This window comes from Halomonas sp. HP20-15 (assembly GCF_033446685.1).
Taxonomy (GTDB): Bacteria; Pseudomonadota; Gammaproteobacteria; order Pseudomonadales; family Halomonadaceae; genus Modicisalibacter.
Map to the genome: position 1 here is coordinate 1 of NZ_JAWQLY010000001.1, position 26,639 is coordinate 26,639.

A 26,639-nucleotide genomic window follows, 5' to 3' on the forward strand; every position below is an offset into this window, starting at 1 on the left:
GGTGGATGTAGCTCAGTGGTAGAGCCCCGGATTGTGGCTCCGGTGGTCGTGGGTTCGATCCCCATCATCCACCCCATGTCGTCTTGCTGCCGTCTCTTTCGAAGTGGTGGATGTAGCTCAGTGGTAGAGCCCCGGATTGTGGCTCCGGTGGTCGTGGGTTCGATCCCCATCATCCACCCCATTTCGCAAGCTGTCGTCTAGTGCGACGTCATCTCGTCTCTTTCTCCCCGCCCTGATTCCTCTGTATCATCCGGTTAGCGATGGCTCGTTTGCCTTGATGAGCGCGGCCCTGTGCGTCCGGCTTGGCACAAACGCTCGGACTGGACGGCAATTTGCCGCTACAGGCCTTGTAAAGTGCGCCTTGCGACACCATAACATCGCACATTGGCAGTGCTTGCCAGCGCGCCCGGGGATTCTTAGAATCCAGCTCTTTTGAACATACTTTCAAACGAAACGCCCTAGTCGGTAGAGGACCATCCATGCAAGTTTCCGTCGAAACGACTTCACAGATCGAACGCCGCGTCACGGTACAAATACCCGCCGACGAGGTCGATCAGGCTGTTAGCGAACGTCTTCGCGATACCGCCCAGCGTGTACGCCTGAATGGCTTCCGCCAGGGTCGGGTACCGATGGCGGTAGTCAAGCAGCGCTACGGTCACGACGTGCGCAACGAGGTGGTCAGCGAGCTGATGCGCCAGAACTACGTCAAGGCGATCACCGAGCAAAGCCTCAATCCGGCCGGGTATCCGAACATCGAGCCGACGGTCAACGAGGCCGGCAAGGATCTGGAGTTCGTCGCCACGCTGGAGATCTATCCGGAAATCGAGCTGGCCTCCATCGAGGGCGCCGAGGTCGAACGTCCGGTCGCCGAGGTCAACGACGCCGATATCGACCAGATGATCGAGACGCTGCGCAAGCAGAACGCAGGTTGGGAAGCGGTCGAGCGTGAGGCGGCGGACGGCGATCAGGTCAAGATCGACTTCAAGGGCTATCTCGGCGGCGAGCCGTTCGAAGGCGGCGAGGCCGAAGGCCACGAACTGGTGATCGGCTCCAACAGCTTCATCCCCGGTTTCGAAGATCAGCTGGTCGGCGCCAAGGCCGGCGACGAGAAGACCATCAAGGTCACCTTCCCGGAGGATTACCAGGCAGAACACTTGGCCGGCCAGGAAGCGACCTTCGAAGTCAAGGTTCACCAGGTCAATGCCCAGCAACTGCCCGAGGTGGACGCTGAATTCATCCAGCGCTTTGGTGTCGAAGAGGGCGACCTGGACAAGTTCCGCAACGAAGTGCGCAACAACATGCAGCGCGAGATCAAGCAGGCCGTCGACAATCGCGTCAAGCAGCAGGTGCTCGAGGCGTTGCAGAAGGCCAACGACGTTCCCGTGCCGGCCTCGCTGATCGAACAGGAGACCGATACGCTCAAGCGCCAGGCGGCTCAGCAGTTCGGTCTGGGCGATGACTTCGACGTTTCCCAGCTTCCCAACGAGCTGTTTGCCGACCAGGCCAAGAGCCGGGTTCAGGTGGGGCTGTTGCTCGCCAAGGTGATCGAGACTCACGGACTCGAGGCCAGCGACGATGAGATCAAGGTCAAGGTCGAAGAGCTCGCCCAGCAGTATCAGCAGCCTGAAGAGGTGATCGACTATTACCTCAAGGACGAGCAGATGAAGAATCAGGTCAAGTCTGCCGTTCTCGAAGAGAAGGCGGTTGACACGCTTCTCGCTCAGGCACAGGTTAAGGACGTCGAGATGTCCTACGAAGAAGCGCTTCAGGCTGCCCAGCAGCAGCAGGGCGGCGAAGAAGACGCCGAGAGCGCCGACGATACGTCGTCACAGCAAGCCTGATCCGCGGGCAGTTCAGGAACGACGACCCGGCTCCGGCCGGGTCTCTAGTCACTGCAACGCGGATAGGGCTGGGCTGGATTTTCCAATCACCGGATTAAGGAAGTCACGCAATGGGCAACGAGTTCGATATTCAAAACGCCGGTGGCTTGGTCCCCATGGTGGTCGAGCAGAGCGCGCGCGGCGAGCGTTCCTACGATATATACTCTCGCCTGCTCAAGGAGCGGGTGATCTTCCTGGTGGGACCGGTGGAAGATTACACCGCCAACCTGGTGGTTGCGCAGTTGCTGTTCCTCGAGTCGGAGAACCCGGACAAGGATATCCATCTGTATATCAACTCGCCGGGCGGTTCGGTGACGGCGGGCATGTCGATCTACGACACCATGCAGTTCATCAAGCCCGATGTCTCAACGGTGTGTCTGGGTCAGGCAGCCAGCATGGGCGCGCTGTTGCTGGCCGGTGGTGCCAAGGATAAGCGCTTTTGCCTGCCGAATTCGCGGATGATGATCCATCAGCCGCTGGGCGGGTATCAGGGCCAGGCTTCGGATATCGAGATTCATACCAAGGAGATTCTCAGTATCCGCCATAAACTCAATCGCATTCTGGCCGATCATACAGGACAGGATATCGAAACCATCGCCAAGGATACCGACCGTGACAACTTCATGGACGGCAACCAGGCGGTAGAATATGGCCTGATCGATGCGATGCTGGATAAGCGTCCGGCATCCTGATAGCGTAAATTCTATCCATGCATAACATGGCGGCCCGCGGCGGGTCGCCTGCCCTAAAGAGGTACGCGAATGGCCGACGGCAAAGGCAAAGACGAGGGCAAGCTGCTGTACTGCTCGTTCTGCGGTAAGAATCAGAACGAGGTACGCAAGCTGATTGCAGGCCCTTCCGTCTACATCTGCGATGAATGTGTCGACCTATGCAACGACATCATTCGCGAGGAAGTCCTCGAGGCCGACGCAGAGGGTGACGAGGATCGCCTGCCCGCTCCGCGTGAGCTCCGTAATACCCTCGACGATTACGTGATCGGTCAGGACCGCGCCAAGATGGTGCTATCCGTGGCCGTCTATAACCACTACAAGCGCTTGCGCGCCGGCGTGAAGTCGGACGAAGTCGAGCTCGGCAAGTCGAACATTCTGCTGATCGGGCCGACCGGTAGCGGCAAGACGCTGCTCGCCGAAACGCTGGCGCGATTGCTCAACGTTCCGTTCACCATCGCCGATGCGACGACACTGACCGAAGCCGGTTACGTGGGCGAGGATGTCGAGAACATCATCCAGAAGCTGCTCCAGAAGTGCGACTACGACGTCGAGAAGGCGCAGAGAGGGATCGTCTACATCGACGAGATCGACAAGATCTCGCGCAAGTCGGACAACCCCTCGATCACTCGCGACGTCTCCGGCGAGGGCGTACAGCAAGCGCTGCTCAAGCTCATCGAGGGCACGACCGCCTCGGTGCCGCCGCAGGGCGGGCGCAAGCATCCGCAGCAGGAGTTCCTGCAGGTCGATACCGGCAATATCCTGTTCATCGTCGGCGGTGCGTTCGCCGGGCTGGACAAGGTGATCCGCGATCGCGCCGAGAAGGGCGGTATCGGCTTCAACGCCTCGGTCAAGAGCAAGGACAACGAGCAGGGCGTCGGTGACGTGCTGGCGCGGGTGGAACCCGAGGACCTGGTCAAGTTCGGCCTTATCCCTGAGTTCGTGGGCCGTCTGCCGGTCATCGCGACACTGACCGAACTGACCGAGGATGCCTTGATCGAGATCCTCACCGAGCCCAAGAACTCGCTGATCAAGCAGTACGCCAAGCTCTTCGAGATGGAGAACGTCGAACTCGACTTCCGCGAAGACGCCCTGCGTGCGGTGGCGCACAAGGCGATGGCCCGCAAGACCGGGGCGCGCGGGTTGCGCTCGATCCTCGAGTCGGTGCTGCTCGATACCATGTACGAAGTACCGTCGCTGGATGGCGTAACCAAAGTGGTGATCGATGAGTCGGTGATCGCGGGAGAGAGTGAGCCGCTGCTTATTTACTCCCAGCAGGAAGAAAGCAAGGTCGCCAACAAGGACGGTTGAACCTTTCTCGTTGCGACGGGGGCCCGTTGAGGCCCCCTTTTCGTTTCTGCGTGCCCGCCGGCGCGGTTGCAAAGCGTCCTGTTTGCCCCCATCACTGGTGTCAGCCGTGAGCCGCGCTGGCGGCCCAACCATCCGATTCGTGAGGACTGCCTGCAATGCAGCAGAACACCCAAGAGACATTCAGTCTGCCCCTCCTGCCGCTGCGCGATGTCGTCGTCTATCCGCAGATGGTCATCCCTCTGTTCGTCGGTCGCGAGAAGTCGATCCAGGCTCTCGAGGCGGCAATGGAAGCCGACAAGCGGGTGCTGCTCGTTGCCCAGCGAGAGGCCGGTCAAGACGACCCCGAGGCCGGCGATCTGTTCTCGGTGGGCACCGTTGCCGACATCATGCAACTGCTCAAGCTCCCCGATGGCACCGTCAAGGTGCTGATCGAGGGGGCCTCGCGAGCCGACGTGAAAGACGTCACCCACAATGAAGACGGTTACAGCACCGCGCAGGTGGTGATGCGCGAGAGCCAGCCGTTGTCCGAGCGCGAGCAGGAATCGCTGGTACGCGTACTGCTCAACCAGTTCGAGCAGTACGTCAAGCTCTCCAAGAAGGTGCCTAACGAGGTCCTCGGCTCCTTGCAGGGCATCGAGGATCCGAGCCGTCTGGTCGACACTATCTGTGCTCATCTGTCGTTGAAGATCGGCGACAAGCAGGAGCTGCTCGAGATGGACCGGGTCCGCGATCGCATCGAGCACCTGATGGCGCTGATCGAGTCCGAGATCGATCTCCTGCAGGTCGAGAAGCGGATCCGCTCGCGGGTCAAGGAGCAGATGGAGAAATCCCAGCGGGAGTATTATCTCAACGAGCAGATGAAGGCCATCCAGAAGGAGATGGGCGAGCTCGAGAACGTGCCCAACGAGGCCGAGAAGTACGAGAAGCTGATCGAGGAGTCGGGGATGCCGGCCGAGGCCGCCGACAAGGCCAATCAGGAACTCAACAAGCTCAAGATGATGGCGCCGACCTCTGCCGAAGCGACCGTCGTGCGCTCCTATCTCGACTGGCTGGTCGCCGTGCCGTGGAAGAAGCGCACGCGCGTCAAGCATGATCTGGGCAACGCCGCCCAGGTGCTCGATACCGATCACTACGGCCTGGAGGAGGTCAAGGAGCGGATCCTCGAGTACCTGGCCGTGCAGAAGCGCGTCAAGAAGCTCAAGGGGCCCGTGCTCTGCCTGGTGGGCCCCCCCGGCGTCGGCAAGACCTCGCTCGGCCAGTCGATCGCACGGGCGACCAACCGCAAGTACGTGCGCCTGGCCCTGGGCGGGGTGCGTGACGAATCCGAGATCCGCGGTCATCGGCGCACGTACATCGGCTCGCTGCCGGGCAAGGTCGTGCAACGGATGAGCAAGGCCGGCGTCCGCAACCCGCTGTTCCTGCTCGACGAGGTCGACAAGATCGGCGCCGATTTCCGTGGCGATCCGTCATCGGCGCTGCTCGAGGTGCTCGATCCCGAGCAGAACGATACCTTCAGCGATCATTATCTCGAGCTGGATTATGATCTGTCGGACGTGATGTTCATCTGCACCGCCAACTCGATGAACATCCCCCGGGCGCTGCTCGATCGCATGGAAGTTATCCGTCTGCCCGGCTATACCGAAGACGAGAAGCTGGCGATCGCCGAGCGTTACCTGGTATCCAAGCAGTTGAAGGCCAATGGACTCAAGGACGGCGAGCTTGGCTTCTCCGCGGAAGCGCTGCTCGAGTTGATCCGCTACTATACCCGTGAAGCCGGGGTGCGTGAGCTCGAGCGTCAGATCGCCAAGGTCTGTCGCAAGGTGCTGCGTGAGCGTCTCGAGCGGGAAGGCAAGGAAGGCGCTTCGGCACCGCAGATGCTGACGGGCGAGGACATCGAGGCCTACGCGGGGGTGCGGCGTTTCAGCTACGGCCTGGCCGATCAGGAGAACCAGGTCGGTCGGGTCACCGGTCTGGCCTGGACCTCGGTCGGGGGCGAGCTGCTCAATATCGAGTCGGTGGTCACGCCGGGCAAGGGCCGGGTCAACAAGACCGGCTCGTTGGGCGACGTCATGAAAGAGTCGGTGGACGCGGCGCATACCGTGGTGCGGGCGCGGGCGGTACCCCTGGGCATCGACCCCGAGCGCTTCGAGAAGGAAGACCTGCACATCCACGTTCCCGAGGGGGCGACCCCCAAGGATGGCCCGAGCGCCGGCATCGCCATGGTGACGGCGATGGTTTCGGCCTATACCGAACGTCCCGTGCGTTGTGACGTGGCCATGACCGGTGAGGTCAATCTGCGCGGCGAGGTCATGCCGATCGGCGGTCTTAAGGAGAAATTGCTGGCGGCACGGCGCGGTGGTATAAAGACGGTGCTTATTCCGGAAGAGAATCGCCGGGACCTCAAGGAGGTGCCGGACAATGTCAAGGACGCGCTGGAAATCAAACCCGTTCGTTGGATCGATGAAGTTCTCGATGTTGCATTAATGGATCTTTCCGAAGGCGGTGGCGAGGAGAATAGAATCGAAGATGCAACGCCCTCGCACAGCATGATAAGTACACATTAAGCATAATTTGTCGTCATGACGGGTTGAAAAACCCGTCATGACGGGGTTTGGCCCAATGGTTGGTTGACAGTAGTTTTACCGCATTGCTATAAATTGCGCTTTGCTGTGATCGTGTGTAGCCACCGTTAGATTGTGCCGATTACCAGTAATTTCCGAAGAAACAGTCAAGGGGTGAAGTGTGAATAAATCCGAGCTGATCGAAGCCATCGCCGCATCTGCCGACATTCCCAAGGCGGCAGCCAGCCGTGCGCTGGATGCGATGATCGATACTGTATCCGACTCGCTGAAGAAAGGGGATTCCGTAGCCTTGGTTGGTTTCGGTACCTTCACCGTCAAGGAGCGCGCTGCACGCACCGGTCGCAATCCGCAGACCGGCCAGCCGATCAACATCGAGGCGGCCAAGGTTCCAAGCTTCAAGGCCGGCAAGGCACTCAAGGACTCGGTCAACTGAGTTTCGAGTAAGTTTCGTCAATTTCGAGATTTATCGCGGAGCCTGGCGGCGATTCTCAGGGCGCTGATGATTGAGCCATGACATTGTGCATCCCTTATTGCCGGATGCTGCCATATAGGCCCCGTTGCCAGGCGCACCGTACAAGCGGTGCGCCTTTTTTCGTTACAGAAGCTATCCGAGGCCAGCATGCTGCAACAAATCCGGGACCGCTCCCAGAGTATGGCCGCCAAGGTCATCGTCGGGGCGGTCATCGTCACCCTCGCGCTATTTGGCATCGAATCGCTCGTCGGACTCTTCTCGCAGAGCAATGACAGTGTTGCCGAGGTCAACGGCGAGCCCGTCTCGCGTCAGGCCGTCGAGATGCAGGTCCAGCGGGCCATCCGTTCCGGCCAGGTTCCTCCCGACCAGGAGCGCCAGTTGCGCAACCAGGTCATCGACCAGCTGATCACTCAGCAGTTGCTGGATCAGTATGCTGAGCGGGGCGGGTTGTATATGTCCGACGCCCAAATCGATCGGATCATCGTCAATCGGCCGGAATTCCAGGATCAGGACGGTCATTTTTCAGCCGATGCTTTTCGCAATCGACTGAGTAGCGCGGGCTATACGCCGCAGTCCTTTCGTCACCAGTTACAGAGCGATCTGCTGCGCCAACAGGTGCAGCAAGGCCTGGCGGTTAGTGAGTTCATGCTGCCCAATGAGCGCGATCAGCTAAGCGTCCTGCGTAATCAGAGTCGCAGCTTTCGCTATTACACACTGAACCGCGACGACCTGAGTGAGCCCGTCAGTGTGGATGAGCAGGCCGTACAAGCCTATTACGACCAGCATCGGGACCAGTTTCAGCGTCCCGAACAGGTGAAGCTGAACTACGTGATCCTCGATCAGGCGTCGCTCGCCGCGGATGTCGAGGTCAGTGAACAGGCGCTGCGCTCGGCCTATGCCGAACGCAAGGCGGAAGCGCCGCGACGCATCTCCCACATCATGGTCAGCTTCGGGGACGAACGCACGCGGGAGGAAGCCCGTCAGCGCCTGCAGCAGGTGCGCGAGCAGTTGCAGGCCGGAGAGGACTTCGCCCAGTTGGCTAACGAATACTCCGACGACACCACCACCTCGGGCAAGGGCGGCGCGCTGGGCGTGATCAATCGCGGATTCTTCGGCGAAGAGTTCGAAAATGCGGCGTTCTCGCTTGAGCAAGGCCAGGTCTCCGATATCGTCGAGACCGACAATGGCTTGCACCTGCTCAAGGCGACCGGGGTCGAGCTGCCGTTATTCGCCGAGATGCGCGATGAGCTGCGTGAGCAGGTGGCCATGCAGCAGGCTCAGGACCGTTTCAACGAACTGGCTCAGCGACTGATCGACGAGAGTTTCGCCGCCGAAGACCTGGCGAGTGTCGCCGAGGACCTGGGACTCAAAGTGCAGTCCAGCGACTGGGTCTCGCGCAATGACGTCAGCGGTGTGTTGGCGGAACCCGGGGTCATGGATGCCGCGTTCCAGCCCGACGTGCTCGAAGAGGGATACAACAGTGACGTCATCGAGCTCGACGACCAGCGACGCATGGTTCTGCGCGTAACGGATCATCGCGAAGCGACCGCGTTGCCGCTCGAGGATGTCCGTGAGCAGGCGCGAGCGAAGGTCGAGGCCGAGGCTGTCCAGCAGGCACTCAGCGAGCGTGCGGCGGAACTGGCCGAGGCACTCAAGGCGGGTCGTCAGCCGGCGATCGACTGGAAGGTCGTCGAATCGGTCACTCGCCGCTCCGTCGACGATAGCGTACCGGATGCGGTGGTGGCTCAGGCCTTCCGTCTGCCCAGGCCGCCAGCATCGCAAGACGCTACGTACGGCAAGGCCGACACCCAACAAGGGGTTGCCCTGATTGCCCTGGACTCGGTGAGTGCGGGCGAGGTTTCCAAGGATGATCCCACCGACATCGATGCAATGATGGCCGAGCGGCTGCGTATACAGGCGGCCATTCAGGGGCTGTTGCAGTCGCTGCGCGAAGAAGCCGAGATAGAACGGCATTAGTAGCGATTATGGCTTGATTGCTAAAGGGCGCAGCTTCGGTCGCGCCCTTTTTTATGGCGTCTTGAGTTCTGCTGCGTCACCCAGCGGGGTCGGATGAATTCCGAGCCGCTTTATACCGTTATCTAATTTGGGATTCCGCGAGTTGGAATTGATTCGCTCAGGTGGCGGCTTCCAAGCTAGCGATGCGCGCGAGTGCCGTCGCGCGATCGCTGCCGCAAAGCTCGGGATCGAAATCGAAGCGTCGGCAAACCATCGGCCGACGCGGATCGCCGAACAGGCGGCAGAGATTGTCCTCGTCAAGCTGCACGCAGCGCACTCCGGCCGGCTTGCCGTCAGGCATGCCGGGGATCGCCGAGCTGATCGATGGAGCGATGCAGCAGGCTCCACACCCCGCTCGGCATCCGTCTGCGATACCGAGGGGGGTGTGGGCGATGAGGTCATTCATAGGCGTTCAATCGCTGGTTACTGGGTGTGGCTTATCCAGTGCGGCTTCGGCGCTGGCCCCCTTGCCGATGCCCTCGAAGGCCTGAACGCGGACATGACCGTACGCTGCATCATGGCGTGAGACCTGCGCGACCAGCCAAGAGGCGATCTGCTCCACGGTCGTCGCCGTGGGCAGCAGTTCGCAGCGTTCTCGGGGCAGGGTCAGGCGAAATCCGCCCTGGCTGGCCTGGTATGCTAGCACCACTCTTTCTTGCGTCTGCTCGATGACGTCCTCGGCATGCGCCAAGTAGCGTGCATCGAGACGCTCGGCCCAATGGCGCTCGAGCGAAGGCTGGCGCTGGCCGTCGCACCAGATCAACAGTCGCGAGCGATGGCCATGCGCGATGCGCTGACAGTTGCCGGCATGTCGTTTGAGGCCATGACTGTAGCCATAGGCCGCGCCTTCGATTGCTTCCTCTCTGAATCGCAGGCGCACCGACTCGATACGCCGGGGTGAGCACTGCGAAAGCCGTTCACCATAATGAGCCGCCATGCGTTCGGCGGTAATGGCCGGCCAGGGCAGCAGTGTGAAGGCCTGGTGTGGGCCGCGCACTTCCATTGCGTAAGGTTGTGTCATGCGAACGACGCAATCCTCGCCCTGGTCGGTGATCGATACGCCCGGTGCCCGGGTAGGCACCAGCAGGGTATGATCGGGGCCGCTGTCCAGGCTCGCCTTGATCCAGGGCTTTACCTCGCCGAAATCGAACAGCATGCCATCCTTGCCCAGTTGCCCGTCGAGTTCGACGTCGACAGCCCAGCTGGCACCGCTAAGACCTTTTTCGGGACACCAGAAGGAAACATCCAACTGGCTGATGTCGTTGACGAAAAGTGCCATCATTCGATTCCAAGCGTTTTATGGGTCTGCAGGGAGAGCCGCCATTGCGGATTGTCCAGACAGTAGGCGAGGGTAGCACCGAGCGGATCCGTCGATGGACCGAAAGGCGCGATGCCCGTGGTATCCATGGGCTGCAAGTAGAAATGCCTGAAGCCGAGATTCGCGAAGCGCGACGGAGGCGCATCGTGCTGTGGATAGACCAGCTTCAGTTCATCGCCGCTATCGATGACCAGCGTCGTCGTGCCCTTGGGGCTGACGCACAACCAGTCAAGGCCGGGTGGCGCTGGCAACGTGCCGTTGGTTTCTACGGCGACTTCGAAACCGCGCGCCTGCATGGCCTCGATCAGGGGCGCATCGAGTTGCAGCAGTGGCTCTCCTCCCGTGAACACCACATAGGGCGTGGCTGCCGCCGGCGGATGTGGCCATAACGCATCGAGATGCGCGGCAAGCGTGTCGGCATCGGCGAAGCGCCCGCCATTCTGGCCGTCGCTGCCGACAAAGTCGGTATCGCAGAAGCGGCAGGCGCTGCGCTGCCTGTCGACTTCGCGGCCCGACCACAGGTTGCAGCCGGTGAACCGACAGAAGACGCTGGCCCGTCCGGTACGCGCGCCCTCGCCCTGGAGCGTGTAGAAGGCTTCCTTGATGTGATACATCGTCAGGGCTCCATCGGCGCAGGGCGGTAGATCAGCGGGTCGGCAAGGCCTCGCTCGGCAAAGGCCGCCAGGCGCTCGCGGCAGCTGCCGCACTCGCCGCATGCCAGCTCGCCACCCTGGTAGCAGGTCCAGGTCTGGGCGTAGTCGAGGCCCATGTCCAGGCCATCGGCGAGAATGCCGCTCTTGCTGGCGTGCAGGTAAGGAGCCTCGATACGCACGGCATTGAAGTTGGCTACGGCCGAGGCGGCATTCATGCGCTCGACGAACTCGGGTCGACAATCCGGATAGAGTACGTGATCGCCGCCATGGGCACCGTAAAAGCACACGTCGGCATTGATGTTGACGGCGTGGGCGATAGCCAGCGACAGCAGAATCATGTTGCGGTTGGGCACCACGGTGGCCGCCAAGCTGTCGGCGTCGTAGTCGCCGGTGGGTAGTGGGCGACTGTCGTCGGTAAGCGCGGAGTTGTCGATCAGCGAATGGATCGCCTGGATATCGATCACCCGGTGGGCAATCTCCAGGCGCTGGCAGACGCGGCGGGCGATATCGAGTTCCTTGGCATGCCGCTGGCCGTAATCGAAGGACAGGGCATGTATGGAATAGCCTTGGCGAATGGCTCGATGCAGCACGGTATAGGAGTCCATGCCGCCGGAATAGATGACGACGGCCTTGGCGGATGCCGTCGCCGGGGATGAATCGTTCATGAGAGATCCTGCCGGAGAATTTGTTGGCCCGTGGTAGACGGCGTCCGGGATCCGGGTGTCCGGACGTAAGCCTCTTACGAGGCGCGCATTGTACCCATCGCCAACGCGGCCGGACAATGCCGCACGTGGCGATTCTCGGCTACAGTGCGTACTCTCTGTCCAGGACAATCTGCTCAACCTGACAGGAAAACCTGCCAACAAGGAAGCGCATGGCGACTATCGAACACAGTGCGGTATTGAAGGCTGCACCCGAACGCGTCTATGCACTGCTGGAACGCATCGAAAACTTCAGTGACTATTCGGACAAGATCGAGCGGGTCGAACCCCTCGGCAAAGATTGCTATCGCTGGCATATCCACGTCATCGGGCGGGACTGGCAATTCGACGTGCAGGTCACGGAGCGCCAGCCACCGCATACCCTGGCCTGGGAGTCCCTGCAAGGGGTGCGCAACCAGGGACGCTACACGTTGACGCCGGTTGCCGAGGGGACGCGGGTCGAACTCAGTGTCAGCTACGAGATTGGTAACCGCCTGCTTGCCAAGGCAGTGGACAAAGCGGCGAGGCCGTTGGTCAACCAGGTCGGCCAGCAGATACTGGCTCGGCTGGAAGCCAGGCTCTAGGACTGTCAGAGAACTGGCCGCGTTAGACGGGGGTTCTCCGCCGCGGCCTACTCGTGGGTCACCCGATTGCGCCCGGTGCGTTTCGACAGATACATGCGCTGGTCGGCTTTATGTATCAGTTCATCGGGCGAGCTGTAGCCCTCCTCCTTGAGGCTGACGATACCGACCGATGCGGTGATCTGGATCGTTATCCCCCGATGGTGAAGCAACGGGCGGCTGCGTAGCGTATTGCAGATACGATCGGCGTAGCCGGCGGCCTTGCGACGGTCGTAGCCCGGCAGCAAAACCATGAACTCCTCTCCACCGAAACGGCCGACATGAACGTCGGAGTCGCTCAGTTCGACGAGTAGGCTGGCAAAGTTCTTGAGCACTTCATCGCCCATGGGATGACCATGTTCGTCGTTGATCTGCTTGAAGTGATCAAGATCGAGAAACACGACCGACAGTTCTTGTGATAACTGATTGGCTTCTTCGAAATGCGTGTCGAGCAGGGATAGCAAATATTGGCGGCTATAGAGCTGGGTCAACGGGTCATAGCGTAGCGCGCGATCGAGCTGCCAGTTGGCGGCTTGCAGGGTATCCAGTTCCCGGCTCTGATGGTCCAGCTGGGACTGCAGATAGAGAGTACGATCGAGGAGCAACTGCTTTGCCTCCATCAACAGGCGCGGCGAGTCGAACGTGTCCGGGGCATCGACCTCGAAGAGTTCGGCCATCTGCGGGAGCCGGGCCTGGATGCTGCTGAGCAGTTCGCTCCGCTGCTTTTCGTTGCTCAACCAGGGATCTAGCTGGGCGAGGGTACGGTGGCCGTCCGATGCCAGCCAGATATCGGCGAGTCGTCCAGAGAGCATGACGCAGTCGCCGGCCAAGAAAGCGTCCTCACGTACCGGCCGATCATGGCTACAGCGTATCCATTCGCGACAGCGTAACGACAATCCCCAGTTTCCTGCCAGCCAGGCGCCGACTTCGGCATGGTCTGCGCCAAAATGCTCGCGTTCGCGCAGAGCGATCGCGTCATGATCGTCGAGCGTGCCGATGACCTCGGCGTACTCGAGCGGGGCAACGGCATTGAGTGCCAGCATGCCGATATCCTGCAGTAGCGCCGCCGTGAACACGGGACCGAGCTCATTGCCCTGGCGGCGCTGCGTGGCGAGTTCCTGGGCGGCGATAGCACTGGTCAACGAGCGCTGCCAGAAGTGCCGCAGATCGAAGCCGTTAGCTCGAGAATCGCCACGCGACGCCGTCGCCAGGCTAAAGCCCAGGGCAAGCGATACGGTGGTGTCGAGTCCCAGGCGCTCGACCGCTTCGCGCAGCGTTTCGGCGGGCTTCGCCTGTGCGTAATAGACGGTGTTCGCCAAAGAGATCAGCCGTGCCGTCAATGCCGGATCGTTGTGCAAAACGTCCAGGATAGGTTGCAACCGGGAATCGGGATCGGCCGCGAGGACGATAACGCGCTGAATCACGACTGGAATCGAGGGAAGCGCCGGGCAATCGAGCAAGGACTGGATGAGAGGCGATGGAATCACTGGCTTATCCCTAGCCGCGAACCACGTCCTGAACCATGCGAGCGGCAAAGCACAGGACAACGGCGATAATGGCGTATACCGCAAGGAATATGTTAACTATTCTTTGCCTATTGTAATGAATATCGCCGATTTGTTACACGAATATCAAGCAATCAATCGATCTCGCCCTAGGCGGACTCTAGAGATGGCCGGGACATGATTCAGGCTTTCGAGGCCACTCCCCCAAAACCGCGACGCCGCGATTGGCCATTGGGCCCGTATAGCGCCTTGCCCGCGGCATTGTTGAGAAAGTCGAGGATGCGTTGATTCTGATTCATGCGTGACCCGATCAGTACGCCATTGCGCTGATTGAGTTGTTTGGCGTGTAGCGCTCGGCTCAGGAAGGCGTGCCAGGCCTCCAGGCAGTGGGCATCCCGTGCGGCGGCTTCGGCGCCTTGGCGACCCTGGCCGTAGCCGAGCTTTTTCAGTACGTTACGCCGCTGAGTCTCGAGCGTTTCGAGGCGCTCCATATGTTGCTGCTTCTGCTGTGCCTGGGTGGCCAGGCATTCGCCATCGACTTCGCCTTCCGCGAGGCTGGCGCGTTCCGCCTCGAGCAACGCAATGAAAGCGTCGAGATGCTGTTGTTCGCGCTCGAGGTGCTGGGCCAGACTCATGGTGTGCTCTCCGCCAGTAAACGTAGGAATAATCAGCTTTCGGATTTACCGAGCAGGTCGCGGACGCTGTCGATCAGGCCATCGGCGATGCGCTCCGAGTCGATCTCCAGGCGGCCTTCACTGATCGCCTGGCGAATCTCGGCAACGCGCGCGGTGTCGATGTCCTGGGTCGTGTCCTGGGACTTGTTGCTCAGGTGCGCGACGGCAGCCGGGCTGGCGGCCTGTGACACGGCGCCTTGCTTGGCGGACTGCGTGGTCTTGCTATCGGTTTGCGTCGGGCGCTGCAGGGGGTGTGAGCTGTCGATTTTCACGGGGCATCCTCTTGATGATTTCGACCTTTCCCTGACTATCGGCCACGCATGGCATAACTTTAATGGCCGCCGGGGAAGCCCCGGCAGTTTAATTCCCGGCAACTTTGCCGGCTAGCCTCAGAATTCGACGCTCAATCGCTTCGGGCCGATTACCCGCGCCTGAAGCAACTCGCCGTTGGCGATGCGCAGCCTGACCTGTTCGCCCATCGCGCCGTTATCCATCGCTTGCGCCTCGCGGCGGACCTGAAACCCCTCGCCGCTGGCAATGACGCTTACCGTCTGTCCGCGCTTGACGAGATCCTGGCGACGCAACTGATAGCTCTGCAGTGTCGTGCCTGCGGACAAAGCCCGGGTGGCTACCAGCCCGATGGCGTCCTCGGCGTGTGTGACGGCATGCCGCGGCAGTTTTTCCAAGAGACCCTTTTCAAGCATCACATCCTGCGCTGTCAGGGCCGCGCCACGCGAAACATCCCGCGCCAGAACGACGTGCTCGATGGACACCGAAACGTCGGCCTGGACATAACGGGTGCGGCCATCGTCGCCGTTGCAGTGAATGCCGACCGCGACCCGCCCGTACAGCCGTTGATTATTCTGCGGTAGAAAGGGTTGAGGATCGTCGCAGGCGGGCAGCCGCGCCTGATTGCGCTGCACGCTGACGCTCACGCTGTCACCGAGGGGCTGGGCCTGCTCGATCAGAAAGTCATGGACGCGTCGCTCGAGCAAGGCTTGTTCGTCGCTCCCGGCCATTACCGAGGGGGCGCCCAGCCAGATCAAGACGGCGACAGCCAGCAGTTTCACGAAGTGGGCGCCACTATTCGGGCAGGCACTGTGGTTTCGGTTGCGCATCGATTCCTCCCCATGCGTTGGAGACGATTCTAGTGCTGGAGGGGGATTGTCATACGCGGAAATGATGAGCAAACCAGGGCCTATTTCTTCCTTTGGGAAGACAGCTCGGCGTCTATTCTCCAGCCTGAACCTTTCCCATCCGAGCCAGGGGACAAGAAATGATCGACATGCTTGACGGAGCGCTGCGCTTTCACCAGGAAGCTCTGAACCTGCGCGCGGAACGTCAGAAAGTGTTGGCGAGCAATATCGCCAATGCCGACACGCCCAATTATAAGGCGCGCGACTTCGACTTTTCGGCTGAATTGTCGCGTGCCATGCAGCAAGGGCGTCCGGCCGAGGGTGGGCTTTCACTGGCCCGCACCTCGGAGCGTCACATCCAGGCTCAGGCGCCAGCCAGCGCCGGGCGCGATCTGCTTTATCGCATACCCGACCAGCCAAGCCTAGATGGCAATACGGTCGACATGAACCGCGAACGCGCTCAGTTCGCCGATAATTCGATTCGCTACCAGGCGGGGCTGACCATCCTGAGTCGTAAGATTCAGGGGCTGAAGACCGCGATGCAACCGGAGTAATTGGCATGTCCATGTTCAGTATTTTCGATATTTCCGGCTCGGCGCTGACCGCTCAGTCCCAGCGCATGAACGTCACGGCGAGCAACCTGGCCAATGCCGACAGCGTCGCCGGACCCGATGGCGAGGCGTATCGCGCCAAGCAGGTCATGTTCGAGACGCGTTCCGACGTTTCCGGCGGTGTCGGCGGTGTTCGCGTCAGCGAAGTGGTCGAGGATCCCACGCCGATGCGCCGCGAATACCGGCCGGCGCATCCGCTGGCCGACGAAGAGGGCTACGTGACGATGCCCAACGTCGAGCCAGTCAACGAGATGGTCAACATGATTGCTGCCTCTCGTTCCTATCAAGCCAACGTCGAAGTCATGAACACCAGCAAGACGCTGATGCTCAAGACACTGACGCTGGGCGAGAACTAAGCGAACTTTTGGTAGCCATCAGGAGACCCCATGGCCAATACCATCGATACGAGCGTACTCAACGGCATGAACCAGACCACTGGTTCAGCGAGCGGCAAGGCAACGGCCACCGACGATCTCAGCAACAGCTTCATGACCCTGCTGGTCACTCAGTTGAAGAATCAGGACCCGATGAACCCGATGGAAAACGCCGAGATGACCTCGCAGTTGGCGCAGATCAACACGGTCAACGGCATTCAGGACCTGAACAAGACGCTGGAAGGCATCACCAGCCAGGTCAGCGCCGGCCAGAATCTGCAGGCAGCGGCGCTGATCGGTCAGGGCGTGCTGGTGCCTGGCAACCGGGTGGCGAAAGAGGGTGAAGTGACCACGCCGTTCGGCGTCGAACTGGAAGAGCCGGCCGATGACATCACCATCACCATCACCAACGACTCGGGTGAGGTCGTGCGCAGTTTCAGCGCCGACGATATAGGCGCACTTGATGCCGGTGTTCAATCCTTTACTTGGGATGGAACCCTTCAAGATGGCAAGACCCAGGCGGCCGATGGCTCCTACAACGTATCCATTCAGGCCAGCCAAGGTGGCGAGCCGGTCAGTGTCACCGCATTGAACTACGCGCAGGTCGGCGGTGTGCTGACCACCGACTCGGGGCCGAGACTCGATCTCGGTGCGATTTCCGGTCAGGTCGGACTCGATGCCGTCCGCCAGATTCTTTAACGGCAGCAGTGCTACCAAGAACTAACCAAGAATCAATTAAGTAGCGGGCGCCTTGGCTCGCAGGGAGACTAAGAATGGGTTTTTCACAGGCTTTGAGTGGTGTTAACGCCGCTTCCCAGCAACTGGATGTCGTCGGTAACAACATCGCCAACTCGCAGACCACCGGCTTCAAGAGTTCATCGGTGCAGTTCTCCGACGTGTTCGCCAATAGCCAGGTAGGTCTGGGTACCCGCGTAGCCGGCGTGCTGCAGGATTTCGGCAACGGCAACCTGGAGACCACCGGGCGTAATCTCGACCTGGCGATCAGCGGCACCGGCTTCTACCGCTTCGAACAGGAGGGCCAGATCGGCTACTCGCGCAACGGTCAGCTGACCATGACGGCGCAGGGCGATCTGGTGAACGCGCAGGGCGCCAAGATCATGGGCTATGGCCTGGGTGGCGGTCCGTTCTCCGAAGTTGTGACCGGTGGACAGCCGGTGGCAATGAATATTCCGGCCGACGATATGCCGGCGCAGGCGACCGGAGCCGAAGGCGGCGTGAAGGCCGTCTACAACCTGGATGCCAGCATCGATGAAACCGATGCAACGACACTGAACACGGTGAACGTTGCAGCGACCCTGGCTGATGGGACAACGGCAAAGACCGCACTGAATTACCATTACTCAAGCAGTTACACTGTTTATGATTCCCTGGGTAATCAGCGCAATGCAACGGTCTACTTCGAGAAGACGGGCGACAATGCCTGGAAGGGCACGATGGCCATCGATGGCATCGTCTCTGCCAGCGCCCTGGCCGATGCCGACAATGACGGCGTTGCTGATGCCGGTTCAGTCACTCTGCAAAATCAGTTCGATATCGCTTTCAACGATAGCGGTAAGTTGAACTCGATCACCCAGGGCGGAACGACCACGACCGCGCCGAATATCACGCCTCCCAGCATCCAGTTTGCCAGTGAGCAACTGGGTGGCGCTCCGGCTGATCTGAACTTCGATTTCGCCTTGACCGGTACGACCCAGTTCGCCAACGACTCGACCCAGAACTCGCTGGTTCAGGATGGCTACACCTCCGGCACCTTGGTGGGGATCACCATCGCCGATGACGGCACCATCATGCGCAATTTCACCAACGAAAAGTCGGTCGCCTCCGGCCAGATCGCGCTGGCTAACTTCCGTAACCCGGAAGGCCTCAAAGCCGCGGGTGACAACATGTGGGCCGCGACCGCCGAGTCCGGCGCCGAAGTGATTGGTACGGCGGGCATCGGTCAGTTCGGCTCCATCGAGTCCGGTACGCTGGAAGCTTCCAACGTCGATCTGACCAAGGAGCTGGTCGACCTGATCATCGCTCAGCGCAACTACCAGGCCAATACCAACTCGATCCGCACCCAGTCCGAGGTGATGGATCAGATCGCCCAGCTGCGTTAATGGCTAGCTGATGCCGGGCCTTTCTGGCCCGGCATCTTGGTGCGTCAAGTCGAGAGTCGAACATCATGGATCGCATTCTTTATACCGCCATGAGCGGTGCCAGGCAGAGCATGGACCAGCAGGCGGTCGTCAACAACAACCTGGCCAATGTCGCCACGCCGGGCTTTCGTGCCGAGCTCAGCGCCATGCGTGCAGTCCCGGTTCAGGGCGATGGGTTGGCGACCCGCACGTCGGTCATGGCATCCACGCCGGGCAGCGATTTCACGCCCGGGCCGTTGTCGACGACCGGCCGGGAACTCGATGTGGCGATCGATGGCGACGGCATGCTAGCGGTGCAGACCGCCGATGGCGAAGCCTATACCCGCCGCGGCGATCTGCAGGTCGACGCCAACGGCGTGGTCAACGTCATGGGGCGTCCGGTGATGGGCGGTGGCGGGCCGATCATCGTCCCCTTGGGTGCCGAGGTGAGTATCGGTGCCGACGGCACCATGAGCGCCGTCGTGCCCGGTGGCGCTCCGAATACACGCGGCCCGGTGGGCCAGCTCAAGCTGGTCAATCCTGAGCCGGGTTCGCTGGTACGTGGCGAGGACGGCCTGTTCCGTCCGCAGGGCGGTGGCCAGCTTCAGGCCGACGATACGGTCAGGGTGGTCAGCGGGGCCCTGGAAGGCAGCAACGTGAGTGCCACCGAGGCGATGGTCGCGATGATCGATGGCGCACGCCGCTACGACATGCAGATGAAGACCATCGAGAGCGCCGACGAGAACGCCCAGCGCGCCAACAGCTTGCTGTCCGTTACCAGCTAGCGTTAACCCTTCGAGGAATTGAATCATGATTCGTTCATTGTGGACTGCCAAGACCGGGCTGGAAGCTCAGCAGGTGCAGATGGATGTTATCTCCAACAACCTGGCGAACGTCAGCACCAACGGCTTCAAGCGCTCGCGTGCGGTGTTCGAGGACCTGCTCTACCAGAACCTGCGCCAGCCCGGTGCGCAGTCGAATGTCCAGGACAATCTGCCGTCGGGAATGCAGATCGGCAGCGGCGTGCGTCCGGTCGCAACCGAACGCCTGCATACCCAGGGCAACCTGGAAAATACCGAGAACTCGCGCGATCTCGCGATCAGCGGCAAGGGCTTCTTCCAGGTGACGCGTGCCGATGGCACCACGGCCTATACCCGCGATGGCAGTTTCCAGGTCAACCAGAATGGCCAGTTGGTGACCGCCAGCGGTTACCCCATCGAGCCGGCCGTATTCATTCCCGAGAATGCGCTGTCGGTTTCGGTCAGTCGCGACGGCATCGTGTCGGTGACCCAGCCGGGCACCGCGCAGTCCAATCAGGTCGGGCAATTGACCCTGGCGACCTTCAGCAACCCCACGGGTCTGGAGAGCATCGGTGAGAACCTGTATCTCGAGACGACGGCGTCCGGCCCGCGTAACGACAACGTCCCCGGCCTGAATGGCGCCGGTACGCTGTATCAGGGTTATGTCGAGACCTCCAACGTCAACGTGGTCGAGGAAATGGTCGGCATGATCCAGACCCAGCGCGCCTATGAAATCAACAGCAAGGCCGTGAAGACCTCCGACGAGATGCTGGCGCGTCTGGCCCAGCTGTGATCGGTGGTAGCCACATGAATACTGGATCGATGCTGGAGGTGAGGAAACGCATGCCGACCCGTTTGCTGCGGAGCTTGTTGGTGGGGGCCCTGATGCTGGCGGTAGGCGGCTGTGCGCAGTTGCCGCGCCCGTCGGTGGTCGGTGAGCAGGAAAAGATCGTCATCAACGAGCCGCCGCCGCCGATCCCCAATGGTTCGATCTACCAGCCGGCCACCAGCTATCAGCCGTTGTTCGAAGATCGCCGTCCGCGCAACATCGGCGACATCCTGACTATCGTTCTCGATGAGGATGTCAGTGCCAGCAAGAACTCGTCGGCCAATGCCGGTCGCAACGGCAGCGCGAGCCTCGAGCTTTCCCAGTTGCCCGATGCGCTCGACCGGCTCGCCGAGTACGGCTTCGATGTGTCCGGCGAAAACGACTTTGCCGGCAGCGGCGGTGCGGCCGCCAACAACAGCTTTACCGGCACGATTACCGTCACGGTTATCGACGTGCTCTACAACGGCAATCTGCGGGTGCGTGGCGAGAAGCAGATCGCCATCAACCAGGGCACCGAGTTCATTCGCTTTTCGGGGGTCGTCAATCCGCGCACGGTTACCGGTCGAAACACCGTCGTATCGACCGATGTCGCGGATGCCCGTATCGAATACGTGGGCGACGGTTATATCAACGAGGCGCAGACCATGGGCTGGTTGCAGCGCTTCTTCCTCAATGTGTCACCGTTCTGATGATGCATCGCAGGCATCAAGGGTTGATGATCATGTCTATTCGCCGCTTCTTTTCGTTTTCGCAGCCGGGCTTTCGTTGGCTGGCAGGCCTGTGCCTGCTGGTTGCTCTGGCAACGCCGGCACAGGCCGAGCGCATTCGCGACTTGGCTTCCTTTGCCGGGGTGCGTGACAACGCCCTGGTCGGCTACGGCCTGGTCGTCGGCCTGGATGGTTCGGGCGACCAGACCACCCAGGCGCCGTTCACCACCCAGAGTCTGACCAACATGCTTTCCCAACTGGGCATCAGCGTGCCGGCGGGGACCAACATGCAGCTCAAGAACGTCGCCGCGGTCATGATCACCGCCAAGCTGCCGCCGTTCGCCCGTCAGGGCCAGGAGATCGACGTCGTCGTTTCCTCGGTGGGTAATGCACGCAGCCTGCGTGGCGGCACTCTGCTGATGGCGCCGCTCAAGGGCGCCGATGGCAATGTCTATGCCATGGCTCAGGGCAATGTCTTCGTTGGTGGTGCCGGGGCGGAAGCGGGCGGCAGCAGCGTTTCCATCAACCAGCAGGCCGGCGGCAGCATCAATGGCGGCGCCACCGTCGAGCGCGAAGTGCCGCTACAACTCGGTGCCAATGGCACCCTGGACCTGCAACTCGACGAGTACAGCTTCGACAACGCCCAGCGTGCCGTGGCGGCGATCAACCAGGAGTTCGGCGCACCGGTAGCCTCGGCGCTGGATGGCCGGGTGATCCGCCTGCAGACGCCGATGGGCAGCAACGACCGCGTGCGTTTCATGGCCCGGGTACAGAATATCGATTTGGCGCTGGGCGCGGAGCCTGCCCGGGTGATCATCAATTCGCGCACCGGCTCGGTGGTGTTGACCAGTAGCGTGACGCTGCGCCAGGCGGCGGTGGCCCATGGCAATCTGTCGATCACCATCGACAACAATCCCCAGGTCAGCCAGCCGAATCCGTTCTCCGAAGGCGAGACCGTGGTCGTGCCCAACGCCGAAGTATCGGTGGCCCAGGAAGGCGGCGCGTTGCAGATGCTCAATACCAGCGCCGATCTGGCCAAGGTCGTCAATGCACTCAATGCGTTGGGCGCGACGCCGCAGGATCTGATGTCGATCCTGCAGGCGCTCAAGGCTTCGGGCTCGCTGCGCGCGGATCTGGAGATCATCTGATGGCGATGGACAGCACCGGCGGCCAGTTCGCGCTCGACCTCCAAGGTCTGCAGCGTCTCAAGCAGACCGCCAGCAGCCGGCCCGAGGAGGGCGTCCGTGAAGCGGCCAAGCAGTTCGAGGCGGTGTTCCTCAAGATGATGCTCAAGAGCATGCGCGACGCGACTCCTCAGTCGGGGCTGCTGGACAGCCAGCAGACACGCTTCTATACGGAGATGCTCGACCAGCAATGGTCGCAGCATCTGTCCGGGCAGGGGGTCGGGCTCGCCGAACAACTGGTGCAGCAGCTCGAGGATCGTGGCCTGGTACCCAAGGTCGACAGCGCCAGTGAATCGCTGATCGCCGGGATACCGCGCGGCACGCCGCGAGTATTGCATGGCGGCCTGCAGGGAGACGTGCCGGTGGCTTCCCAGGCTGCCGACGCGCCAACCGAGGAGCCCGTGACGCGGTTCCTTGATGCGCTGGAACTGAAGCCAGCGGGTAGCGGCTATGAATCGGCTGCTCGCGGCGCAACGGAGCCCACGGGTTCTACCGATCGCGAGCGCCCGGCGCACGTCGCCGAGTTCCTGCGCGAGCTCCACGGTCCCGCGCAGGCTGCCAGCCGCACTACCGGTGTGCCGGCCGAGTTGATCCTGGCGCAGGCCGCGCTGGAAACCGGCTGGGGCCGCCATGAAATTCCCACCGCGGATGGCAACAACAGTCATAACCTGTTCGGCATTAAGGCGGGCAGCCAGTGGCAGGGTGAGACCACCGACATCACCACCACCGAATATGTCGACGGACGGGCGGTGAAAATGGTCGACCGCTTCCGGGTCTACGACGATTTCGAGGCGGCGTTCACCGACTACGCCCGGTTGATCGGCGACAATCCGCGTTACGCCGGGGTCGTCACCGCAAGCAACGCCAGCAATGCGGCGCGCGCCCTGCAGGCGGGCGGTTACGCGACCGACCCGGCCTACGCCGACAAGCTGATCGCGATCATGGATACGCTGGGCTTGCGCGGGGCGGACGAGACGCAACTGGCGTCTAACGAAGCGAGGCCGGTCAACAACGCTCGCGCCAAGCTCGAGGCCTACGCCATCGACAGGCTGCCGACGCAGATCTTCTGAGTCGTCCAAAAAATGGGTGGCCGGCTTCAAGTTTCATGAGCGCTGGCCGATAAATTGGTTAATTGCTAGCTCCTAGATCGGGACGGACCCATGAGCCTCTTTTCCACCGGCCTTAGCGGCCTCAGCGCTGCCCAGGTTGCCCTGCAGACGACCAGTACCAACATCAGCAACGTCTATACGCCGGGCTACAATCGCCAGATCACGCAACTGGGTGAAACAAGCCCCAGTGGTGGCGGCGTCCAGGTCAACGACATCGAGCGCCAGTTCAACCAGTACATCGCTTCGCAGCTCAACGAGGCGACCAGTCGCTCGAGCGCGTTGCAGGCCTACGACACCCAGGTCAGCCAGCTCGACAATCTGCTGGCCGATGGCGAGGCCGGGCTCGCGCCGCTGATGCAGAACTTCTTCTCGTCGCTCGAAGACCTGTCCGGGGCGCCCTCCGACCCGGCGGCACGCCAGGGGCTGATCGGCAGCGCGGATACGCTGACCGCCCAGTTCCGTGCCTTCGACAGCTATCTCGACGACATGCAATCGGGCATCAACGGCCAGATCCGTGACGAAGTCACCCAGATCAACAACACCACCGATCAGTTGGCCAAGCTCAACCGGCAGATCTCGCTGACCCAGGCCAAGACCGGCGACATACCCAACAATCTGCTCAATCAGCGCGACCATCTGGTCGCCGATTTGAGCGAGCGTATGGACGTCAAGCTGTCCATCCAGGATGGCGGCACCTACAACCTGACCATGGCCAATGGCCAGCCGCTGGTCGCCGGCAACAGGAGCTATTCGCTGGAGGCGGTCGCTTCGTCGTCAGATCCGACGCGCACCGTGGTCGCCTATAACGATCCCGGCGGTAGCCAGATCGAGCTTGGCGAATCGACCTTCGAGGGTGGCACGCTCGGCGGTCTGATGACCTTCCGCAGCGAGACCCTGGACAAGACACAGAGTCAGGTCGGGCAGATGGCGCTGGCGCTGGCCGAAGGCTTCAATGAGCAGCATCGTGCCGGACAGGATCTCAATGGCGCCCAGGGGCAGGACTTCTTCGCCATTGGCTCGCCGAGCGTCTTTTCCAACGAGAAGAATGCCAGCGATGCCAGCTTCTCCGCCGAATTCAGCGATTTTTCCGCGGTGACGACCAGCGACTATCGGATCAAGTACGAGAGTGGCGATTTCGTCGTTTCGCGGGCGGGGAGCAAGCAGCCGCTGGATCCCCAGCCGGCGGTCGAAACCGATGCCGACGGCAACAAGACCTTGTCTTTCGACGGCATGACCCTGACGCTCGACGAGTCGGCGGGGGCGATCGCCGAAGGCGATACCTTCCTGATTCAGCCGACCAAGAATCTGGCCGGACAACTGGAAAACGTCATTCACGATACTTCGAAGATTGCCGCCAGTGCCCATGTCAAGGTAACCCCGTCGCTCCAGACGGGCAGTACCCTGGCGGCCAGCAGCGTCAAGGTCGAGGAAGGTTTCGCGCTCCCCGCGTCTGACATCGTGATGACGGTGAGCAATGCAGACAATGCGGCGGGCACCTTCACCCTGAGCCATGACGCGCCCACCGGCAGCGAAGTTCTGGTCAATGGCGAGGTCCCGGCGGACCCGGCGAACGTCCAGCTTTCTACGGGCGATACGCTGTCCATCAACGGCGTCAGCATGACATTCAGTGGGAAGCCCATCGATGGGGACACCCTGACCTTGTCGTCGGACCCCTCCAGCGGCGATAACCGCAACGCCCTGGCATTGCAGAACCTGCAGCATGGTGGACTGGTCGAGGGCAAGGCGAGCCTGAGCGAGGCCTATGCCTCACTGGTCAGCGATGTGGGCAACCGGACCAACGTCGTCCAGGCGAATCTGAGTGCGCAATCGGTGCTGACCGAGCAGTTGACGGCCGTGCAGCAGTCCGAGTCGGGGGTCAACCTCGACGAGGAAGCCGCCAACCTGATTCGTTTTCAGCAGTTCTACCAGGCCAATGCCAAGGTCATCCAGACCGGCAGCACGCTACTCGACACCATCCTGGGCATTCGTTGATCCCGGTTACCTAGCTTATTGAGGTTTCGTCATGCGCATCAGCACCGTGACCATGTTTGAATCCAGCCTGTCGTCGATGAATCGCCAGCAGAGCGCCTTCCTCGACGTCGGCCAGCAGCTGGCAACCGGGCGCCGCGTCGTCAATCCCTCCGACGACCCGCAGGCCGCCTCGCGCGCAGTCAGCGTCTCGCAGTCGATGGCGGTATCGCAGCAGTACGCCGATGCCCGCGTCACGGCGCGCAATGCACTGTCCCAGGAAGAGAGCGTACTCAACAGCGTCGGCGATGCGATCTCCAGCGCCAAGACGCTAATGGTGCAGGCCGGCAACGGTACCCTGAGCGATGCCGACCGCTCCGCGATCGCCAGCGAGCTGCGCGGCATCTACGAGAGCCTGCTGGGGCAGGCCAACACCACCAACGGCAACGGCGACTACCTGTTCGGCGGCGTCAAGGACAACGCTTCGCCGTTCGTCAAGCAGGACGGTAAGGTCGTATACCAGGGCGCCGACTCGGTGCGTGCCCAGCAGGTCGACTCGTCGCGCCGGATGCCGGTGGGCGATAGCGGCCTGGAAGTCTTCTCCGGGGTGCATGCCGGATCCGATTACGTGGCCGAAGCCACCACGGCGGCGGACAGCACACTGACCTTTACCGGGCCCAGCGTCAGGGACGCCTCGGCGGATGGCTTCGGCGAAAGTTATACGCTGACATTCACCGATTCGACGACCTTCAGCATTACCGACCGTCTGGGCAACGAGGTATTGAACGACACCTATACGGCTGGCGAGCCCATCGAATTCAAGGGCATGTCCATCACGCTGGAAGGCGAGCCAAAGCAGGATGACGTCATCGAGATGGCCAAGGGGCAGGACCAGAGTGTCTTCGCGACACTGGAAAACGCCCTGGCCGCTCTGGAGGCGCCCGCCGATACATCGGCCAAGCGGGCCGACCTGAGCAACACGCTGTCATCGGTCAGTCGCCAGCTCGACAATAGCCTCGACAACGTACTCACCGTGCGGGCCTCGGTCGGCGCGCGGCTCAACGAGCTGGACGTGCTGGACACCGTGGGTGGCAATCGTACCCTGAACTACGAATCGACCCTGTCCGAACTGGTCGACCTGGACTACGCCAGTGCGATTTCCGACTACACACTGCGCCAGGTGGGCCTGCAGGCCTCGCAGAAGACCTTCGTCGACATGCGTGGGATGAGCCTGTTCGAGATGCTCTGAACCGCGACAACATTGAAAATGTTTCGAAAAAAACGGCGCCTCGATGGCGCCGTTTTTCGTGGTCGCGGATTGCT

26 protein-coding genes and 2 tRNA genes are annotated in these 26,639 nt (G+C 61.4%); 20 read left to right on the forward strand and 8 right to left on the reverse strand.

The features are described 5' to 3' along the window. Window position 1 precedes the first annotated feature (1 nt). From R6258_RS00005 to R6258_RS00040, 8 genes are all read left to right on the forward strand, one after another. Window positions 2–76, forward strand: a tRNA-His gene (locus tag R6258_RS00005). A 30-nt stretch (window positions 77–106) separates the two neighbouring features. Continuing rightward, a tRNA-His gene (locus R6258_RS00010) sits at window positions 107–181 on the forward strand. A gap of 298 nt (window positions 182–479) precedes the next feature. Continuing rightward, window positions 480–1,841 (forward strand): trigger factor, encoded by a 1,362-nt coding sequence (gene tig / locus R6258_RS00015; RefSeq protein ID WP_318445961.1) that lies wholly within the window; start codon window positions 480–482, stop codon window positions 1,839–1,841. 110 nt (window positions 1,842–1,951) lie between these two features. Continuing rightward, window positions 1,952–2,572 (forward strand): ATP-dependent Clp endopeptidase proteolytic subunit ClpP, encoded by a 621-nt coding sequence (gene clpP / locus R6258_RS00020; RefSeq protein ID WP_318445964.1) that lies wholly within the window; start codon window positions 1,952–1,954, stop codon window positions 2,570–2,572. A gap of 69 nt (window positions 2,573–2,641) precedes the next feature. Continuing rightward, window positions 2,642–3,919 (forward strand): ATP-dependent Clp protease ATP-binding subunit ClpX, encoded by a 1,278-nt coding sequence (clpX, locus tag R6258_RS00025; protein WP_318445967.1) that lies wholly within the window; start codon window positions 2,642–2,644, stop codon window positions 3,917–3,919. Between the two features lie 155 nt (window positions 3,920–4,074). Further along, entirely contained in the window at window positions 4,075–6,483 is a 2,409-nt protein-coding gene (lon, locus tag R6258_RS00030; protein ID WP_318445969.1) for an endopeptidase La, read from the forward strand. Window positions 6,484–6,661: 178 nt separating this feature from the next. Further along, window positions 6,662–6,934: an HU family DNA-binding protein gene (locus tag R6258_RS00035; protein ID WP_136067949.1), complete on the forward strand. Its 273-nt coding sequence runs from the start codon at window positions 6,662–6,664 to the stop codon at window positions 6,932–6,934. Window positions 6,935–7,120: 186 nt separating this feature from the next. After that, window positions 7,121–8,950, forward strand: a complete 1,830-nt coding sequence (locus R6258_RS00040; RefSeq protein WP_318445973.1) for a SurA N-terminal domain-containing protein — start codon at window positions 7,121–7,123, stop codon at window positions 8,948–8,950. 157 nt (window positions 8,951–9,107) lie between these two features. Here the strand turns inward: R6258_RS00040 and R6258_RS00045 are convergent, their stop codons facing one another. From R6258_RS00045 to queC, 4 genes are read right to left on the reverse strand one after another with little or no spacing between them, the layout of a single operon-like run. After that, on the reverse strand, window positions 9,108–9,395 hold the full coding sequence (locus tag R6258_RS00045) for a YkgJ family cysteine cluster protein (protein WP_318445975.1): 288 nt from the start codon (window positions 9,393–9,395) through the stop codon (window positions 9,108–9,110). A 6-nt stretch (window positions 9,396–9,401) separates the two neighbouring features. Next, entirely contained in the window at window positions 9,402–10,271 is an 870-nt protein-coding gene (locus tag R6258_RS00050) for a 6-pyruvoyl trahydropterin synthase family protein (protein WP_318445977.1), read from the reverse strand. Next, window positions 10,268–10,921, reverse strand: a complete 654-nt coding sequence (gene queE / locus R6258_RS00055; protein WP_318445979.1) for a 7-carboxy-7-deazaguanine synthase — start codon at window positions 10,919–10,921, stop codon at window positions 10,268–10,270. The genes R6258_RS00050 and queE overlap by 4 nt, the downstream gene beginning before the upstream one ends. Before the next feature lie 2 nt (window positions 10,922–10,923). Further along, window positions 10,924–11,625, reverse strand: a complete 702-nt coding sequence (gene queC, locus R6258_RS00060) for a 7-cyano-7-deazaguanine synthase QueC (RefSeq protein ID WP_318445981.1) — start codon at window positions 11,623–11,625, stop codon at window positions 10,924–10,926. 209 nt (window positions 11,626–11,834) lie between these two features. Here queC and R6258_RS00065 point away from each other — a divergent pair, with 209 nt between their 5' ends. After that, entirely contained in the window at window positions 11,835–12,245 is a 411-nt protein-coding gene (locus R6258_RS00065) for an SRPBCC family protein (protein WP_318445982.1), read from the forward strand. Between the two features lie 47 nt (window positions 12,246–12,292). On the opposite strand, the gene R6258_RS00070 is transcribed toward R6258_RS00065, so the two are convergent. The 4 genes from R6258_RS00070 to flgA form a co-directional block, all read right to left on the reverse strand. Beyond that, window positions 12,293–13,768, reverse strand: a complete 1,476-nt coding sequence (locus R6258_RS00070) for a GGDEF domain-containing protein (protein ID WP_318445985.1) — start codon at window positions 13,766–13,768, stop codon at window positions 12,293–12,295. A gap of 200 nt (window positions 13,769–13,968) precedes the next feature. Beyond that, a complete protein-coding gene (locus tag R6258_RS00075; protein ID WP_318445986.1) occupies window positions 13,969–14,421 on the reverse strand; it encodes a flagellar protein FlgN in 453 nt (150 codons plus the stop codon). Window positions 14,422–14,453: 32 nt separating this feature from the next. Beyond that, a complete protein-coding gene (gene flgM / locus R6258_RS00080; protein ID WP_318445988.1) occupies window positions 14,454–14,732 on the reverse strand; it encodes a flagellar biosynthesis anti-sigma factor FlgM in 279 nt (92 codons plus the stop codon). A 117-nt stretch (window positions 14,733–14,849) separates the two neighbouring features. Then, entirely contained in the window at window positions 14,850–15,650 is an 801-nt protein-coding gene (gene flgA, locus R6258_RS00085; protein ID WP_318445990.1) for a flagellar basal body P-ring formation chaperone FlgA, read from the reverse strand. Window positions 15,651–15,736: 86 nt separating this feature from the next. On the opposite strand from flgA, the gene flgB reads away from it, so the two are divergent. The 11 genes from flgB to flgL all read left to right on the forward strand — a co-directional run bounded on the left by flgB (window position 15,737) and on the right by flgL (window position 26,565). After that, window positions 15,737–16,150 carry a flagellar basal body rod protein FlgB gene (gene flgB, locus R6258_RS00090; protein ID WP_318445992.1) on the forward strand — a complete coding sequence of 138 codons (414 nt, stop codon included), beginning with the start codon at window positions 15,737–15,739 and terminating at the stop codon, window positions 16,148–16,150. Between the two features lie 5 nt (window positions 16,151–16,155). Next, entirely contained in the window at window positions 16,156–16,563 is a 408-nt protein-coding gene (gene flgC, locus R6258_RS00095; RefSeq protein WP_318445994.1) for a flagellar basal body rod protein FlgC, read from the forward strand. A 30-nt stretch (window positions 16,564–16,593) separates the two neighbouring features. Next, window positions 16,594–17,280 carry a flagellar hook assembly protein FlgD gene (locus R6258_RS00100; RefSeq protein WP_318445996.1) on the forward strand — a complete coding sequence of 229 codons (687 nt, stop codon included), beginning with the start codon at window positions 16,594–16,596 and terminating at the stop codon, window positions 17,278–17,280. Window positions 17,281–17,354: 74 nt separating this feature from the next. Next, entirely contained in the window at window positions 17,355–18,701 is a 1,347-nt protein-coding gene (gene flgE, locus R6258_RS00105; RefSeq protein ID WP_318445998.1) for a flagellar hook protein FlgE, read from the forward strand. 65 nt (window positions 18,702–18,766) lie between these two features. Next, window positions 18,767–19,504, forward strand: a complete 738-nt coding sequence (flgF, locus tag R6258_RS00110; protein ID WP_318446000.1) for a flagellar basal-body rod protein FlgF — start codon at window positions 18,767–18,769, stop codon at window positions 19,502–19,504. Between the two features lie 25 nt (window positions 19,505–19,529). Beyond that, on the forward strand, window positions 19,530–20,312 hold the full coding sequence (gene flgG / locus R6258_RS00115) for a flagellar basal-body rod protein FlgG (protein WP_318446003.1): 783 nt from the start codon (window positions 19,530–19,532) through the stop codon (window positions 20,310–20,312). A gap of 50 nt (window positions 20,313–20,362) precedes the next feature. Further along, window positions 20,363–21,037: a flagellar basal body L-ring protein FlgH gene (locus R6258_RS00120; protein WP_318446005.1), complete on the forward strand. Its 675-nt coding sequence runs from the start codon at window positions 20,363–20,365 to the stop codon at window positions 21,035–21,037. Window positions 21,038–21,069: 32 nt separating this feature from the next. Beyond that, window positions 21,070–22,203, forward strand: coding sequence for a flagellar basal body P-ring protein FlgI (locus R6258_RS00125; RefSeq protein WP_412176340.1), 1,134 nt, complete (start codon window positions 21,070–21,072; stop codon window positions 22,201–22,203). Beyond that, window positions 22,203–23,309, forward strand: a complete 1,107-nt coding sequence (flgJ, locus tag R6258_RS00130; protein ID WP_318446009.1) for a flagellar assembly peptidoglycan hydrolase FlgJ — start codon at window positions 22,203–22,205, stop codon at window positions 23,307–23,309. The genes R6258_RS00125 and flgJ overlap by 1 nt, the downstream gene beginning before the upstream one ends. Window positions 23,310–23,399: 90 nt before the next feature. Further along, the gene (gene flgK, locus R6258_RS00135; protein ID WP_318446011.1) at window positions 23,400–25,340 is read left to right on the forward strand and encodes a flagellar hook-associated protein FlgK; all 1,941 of its coding nucleotides are present in this window, start codon (window positions 23,400–23,402) and stop codon (window positions 25,338–25,340) included. 31 nt (window positions 25,341–25,371) lie between these two features. Beyond that, window positions 25,372–26,565, forward strand: coding sequence for a flagellar hook-associated protein FlgL (gene flgL, locus R6258_RS00140; RefSeq protein ID WP_318446013.1), 1,194 nt, complete (start codon window positions 25,372–25,374; stop codon window positions 26,563–26,565). Window positions 26,566–26,639: the final 74 nt, after the last annotated feature.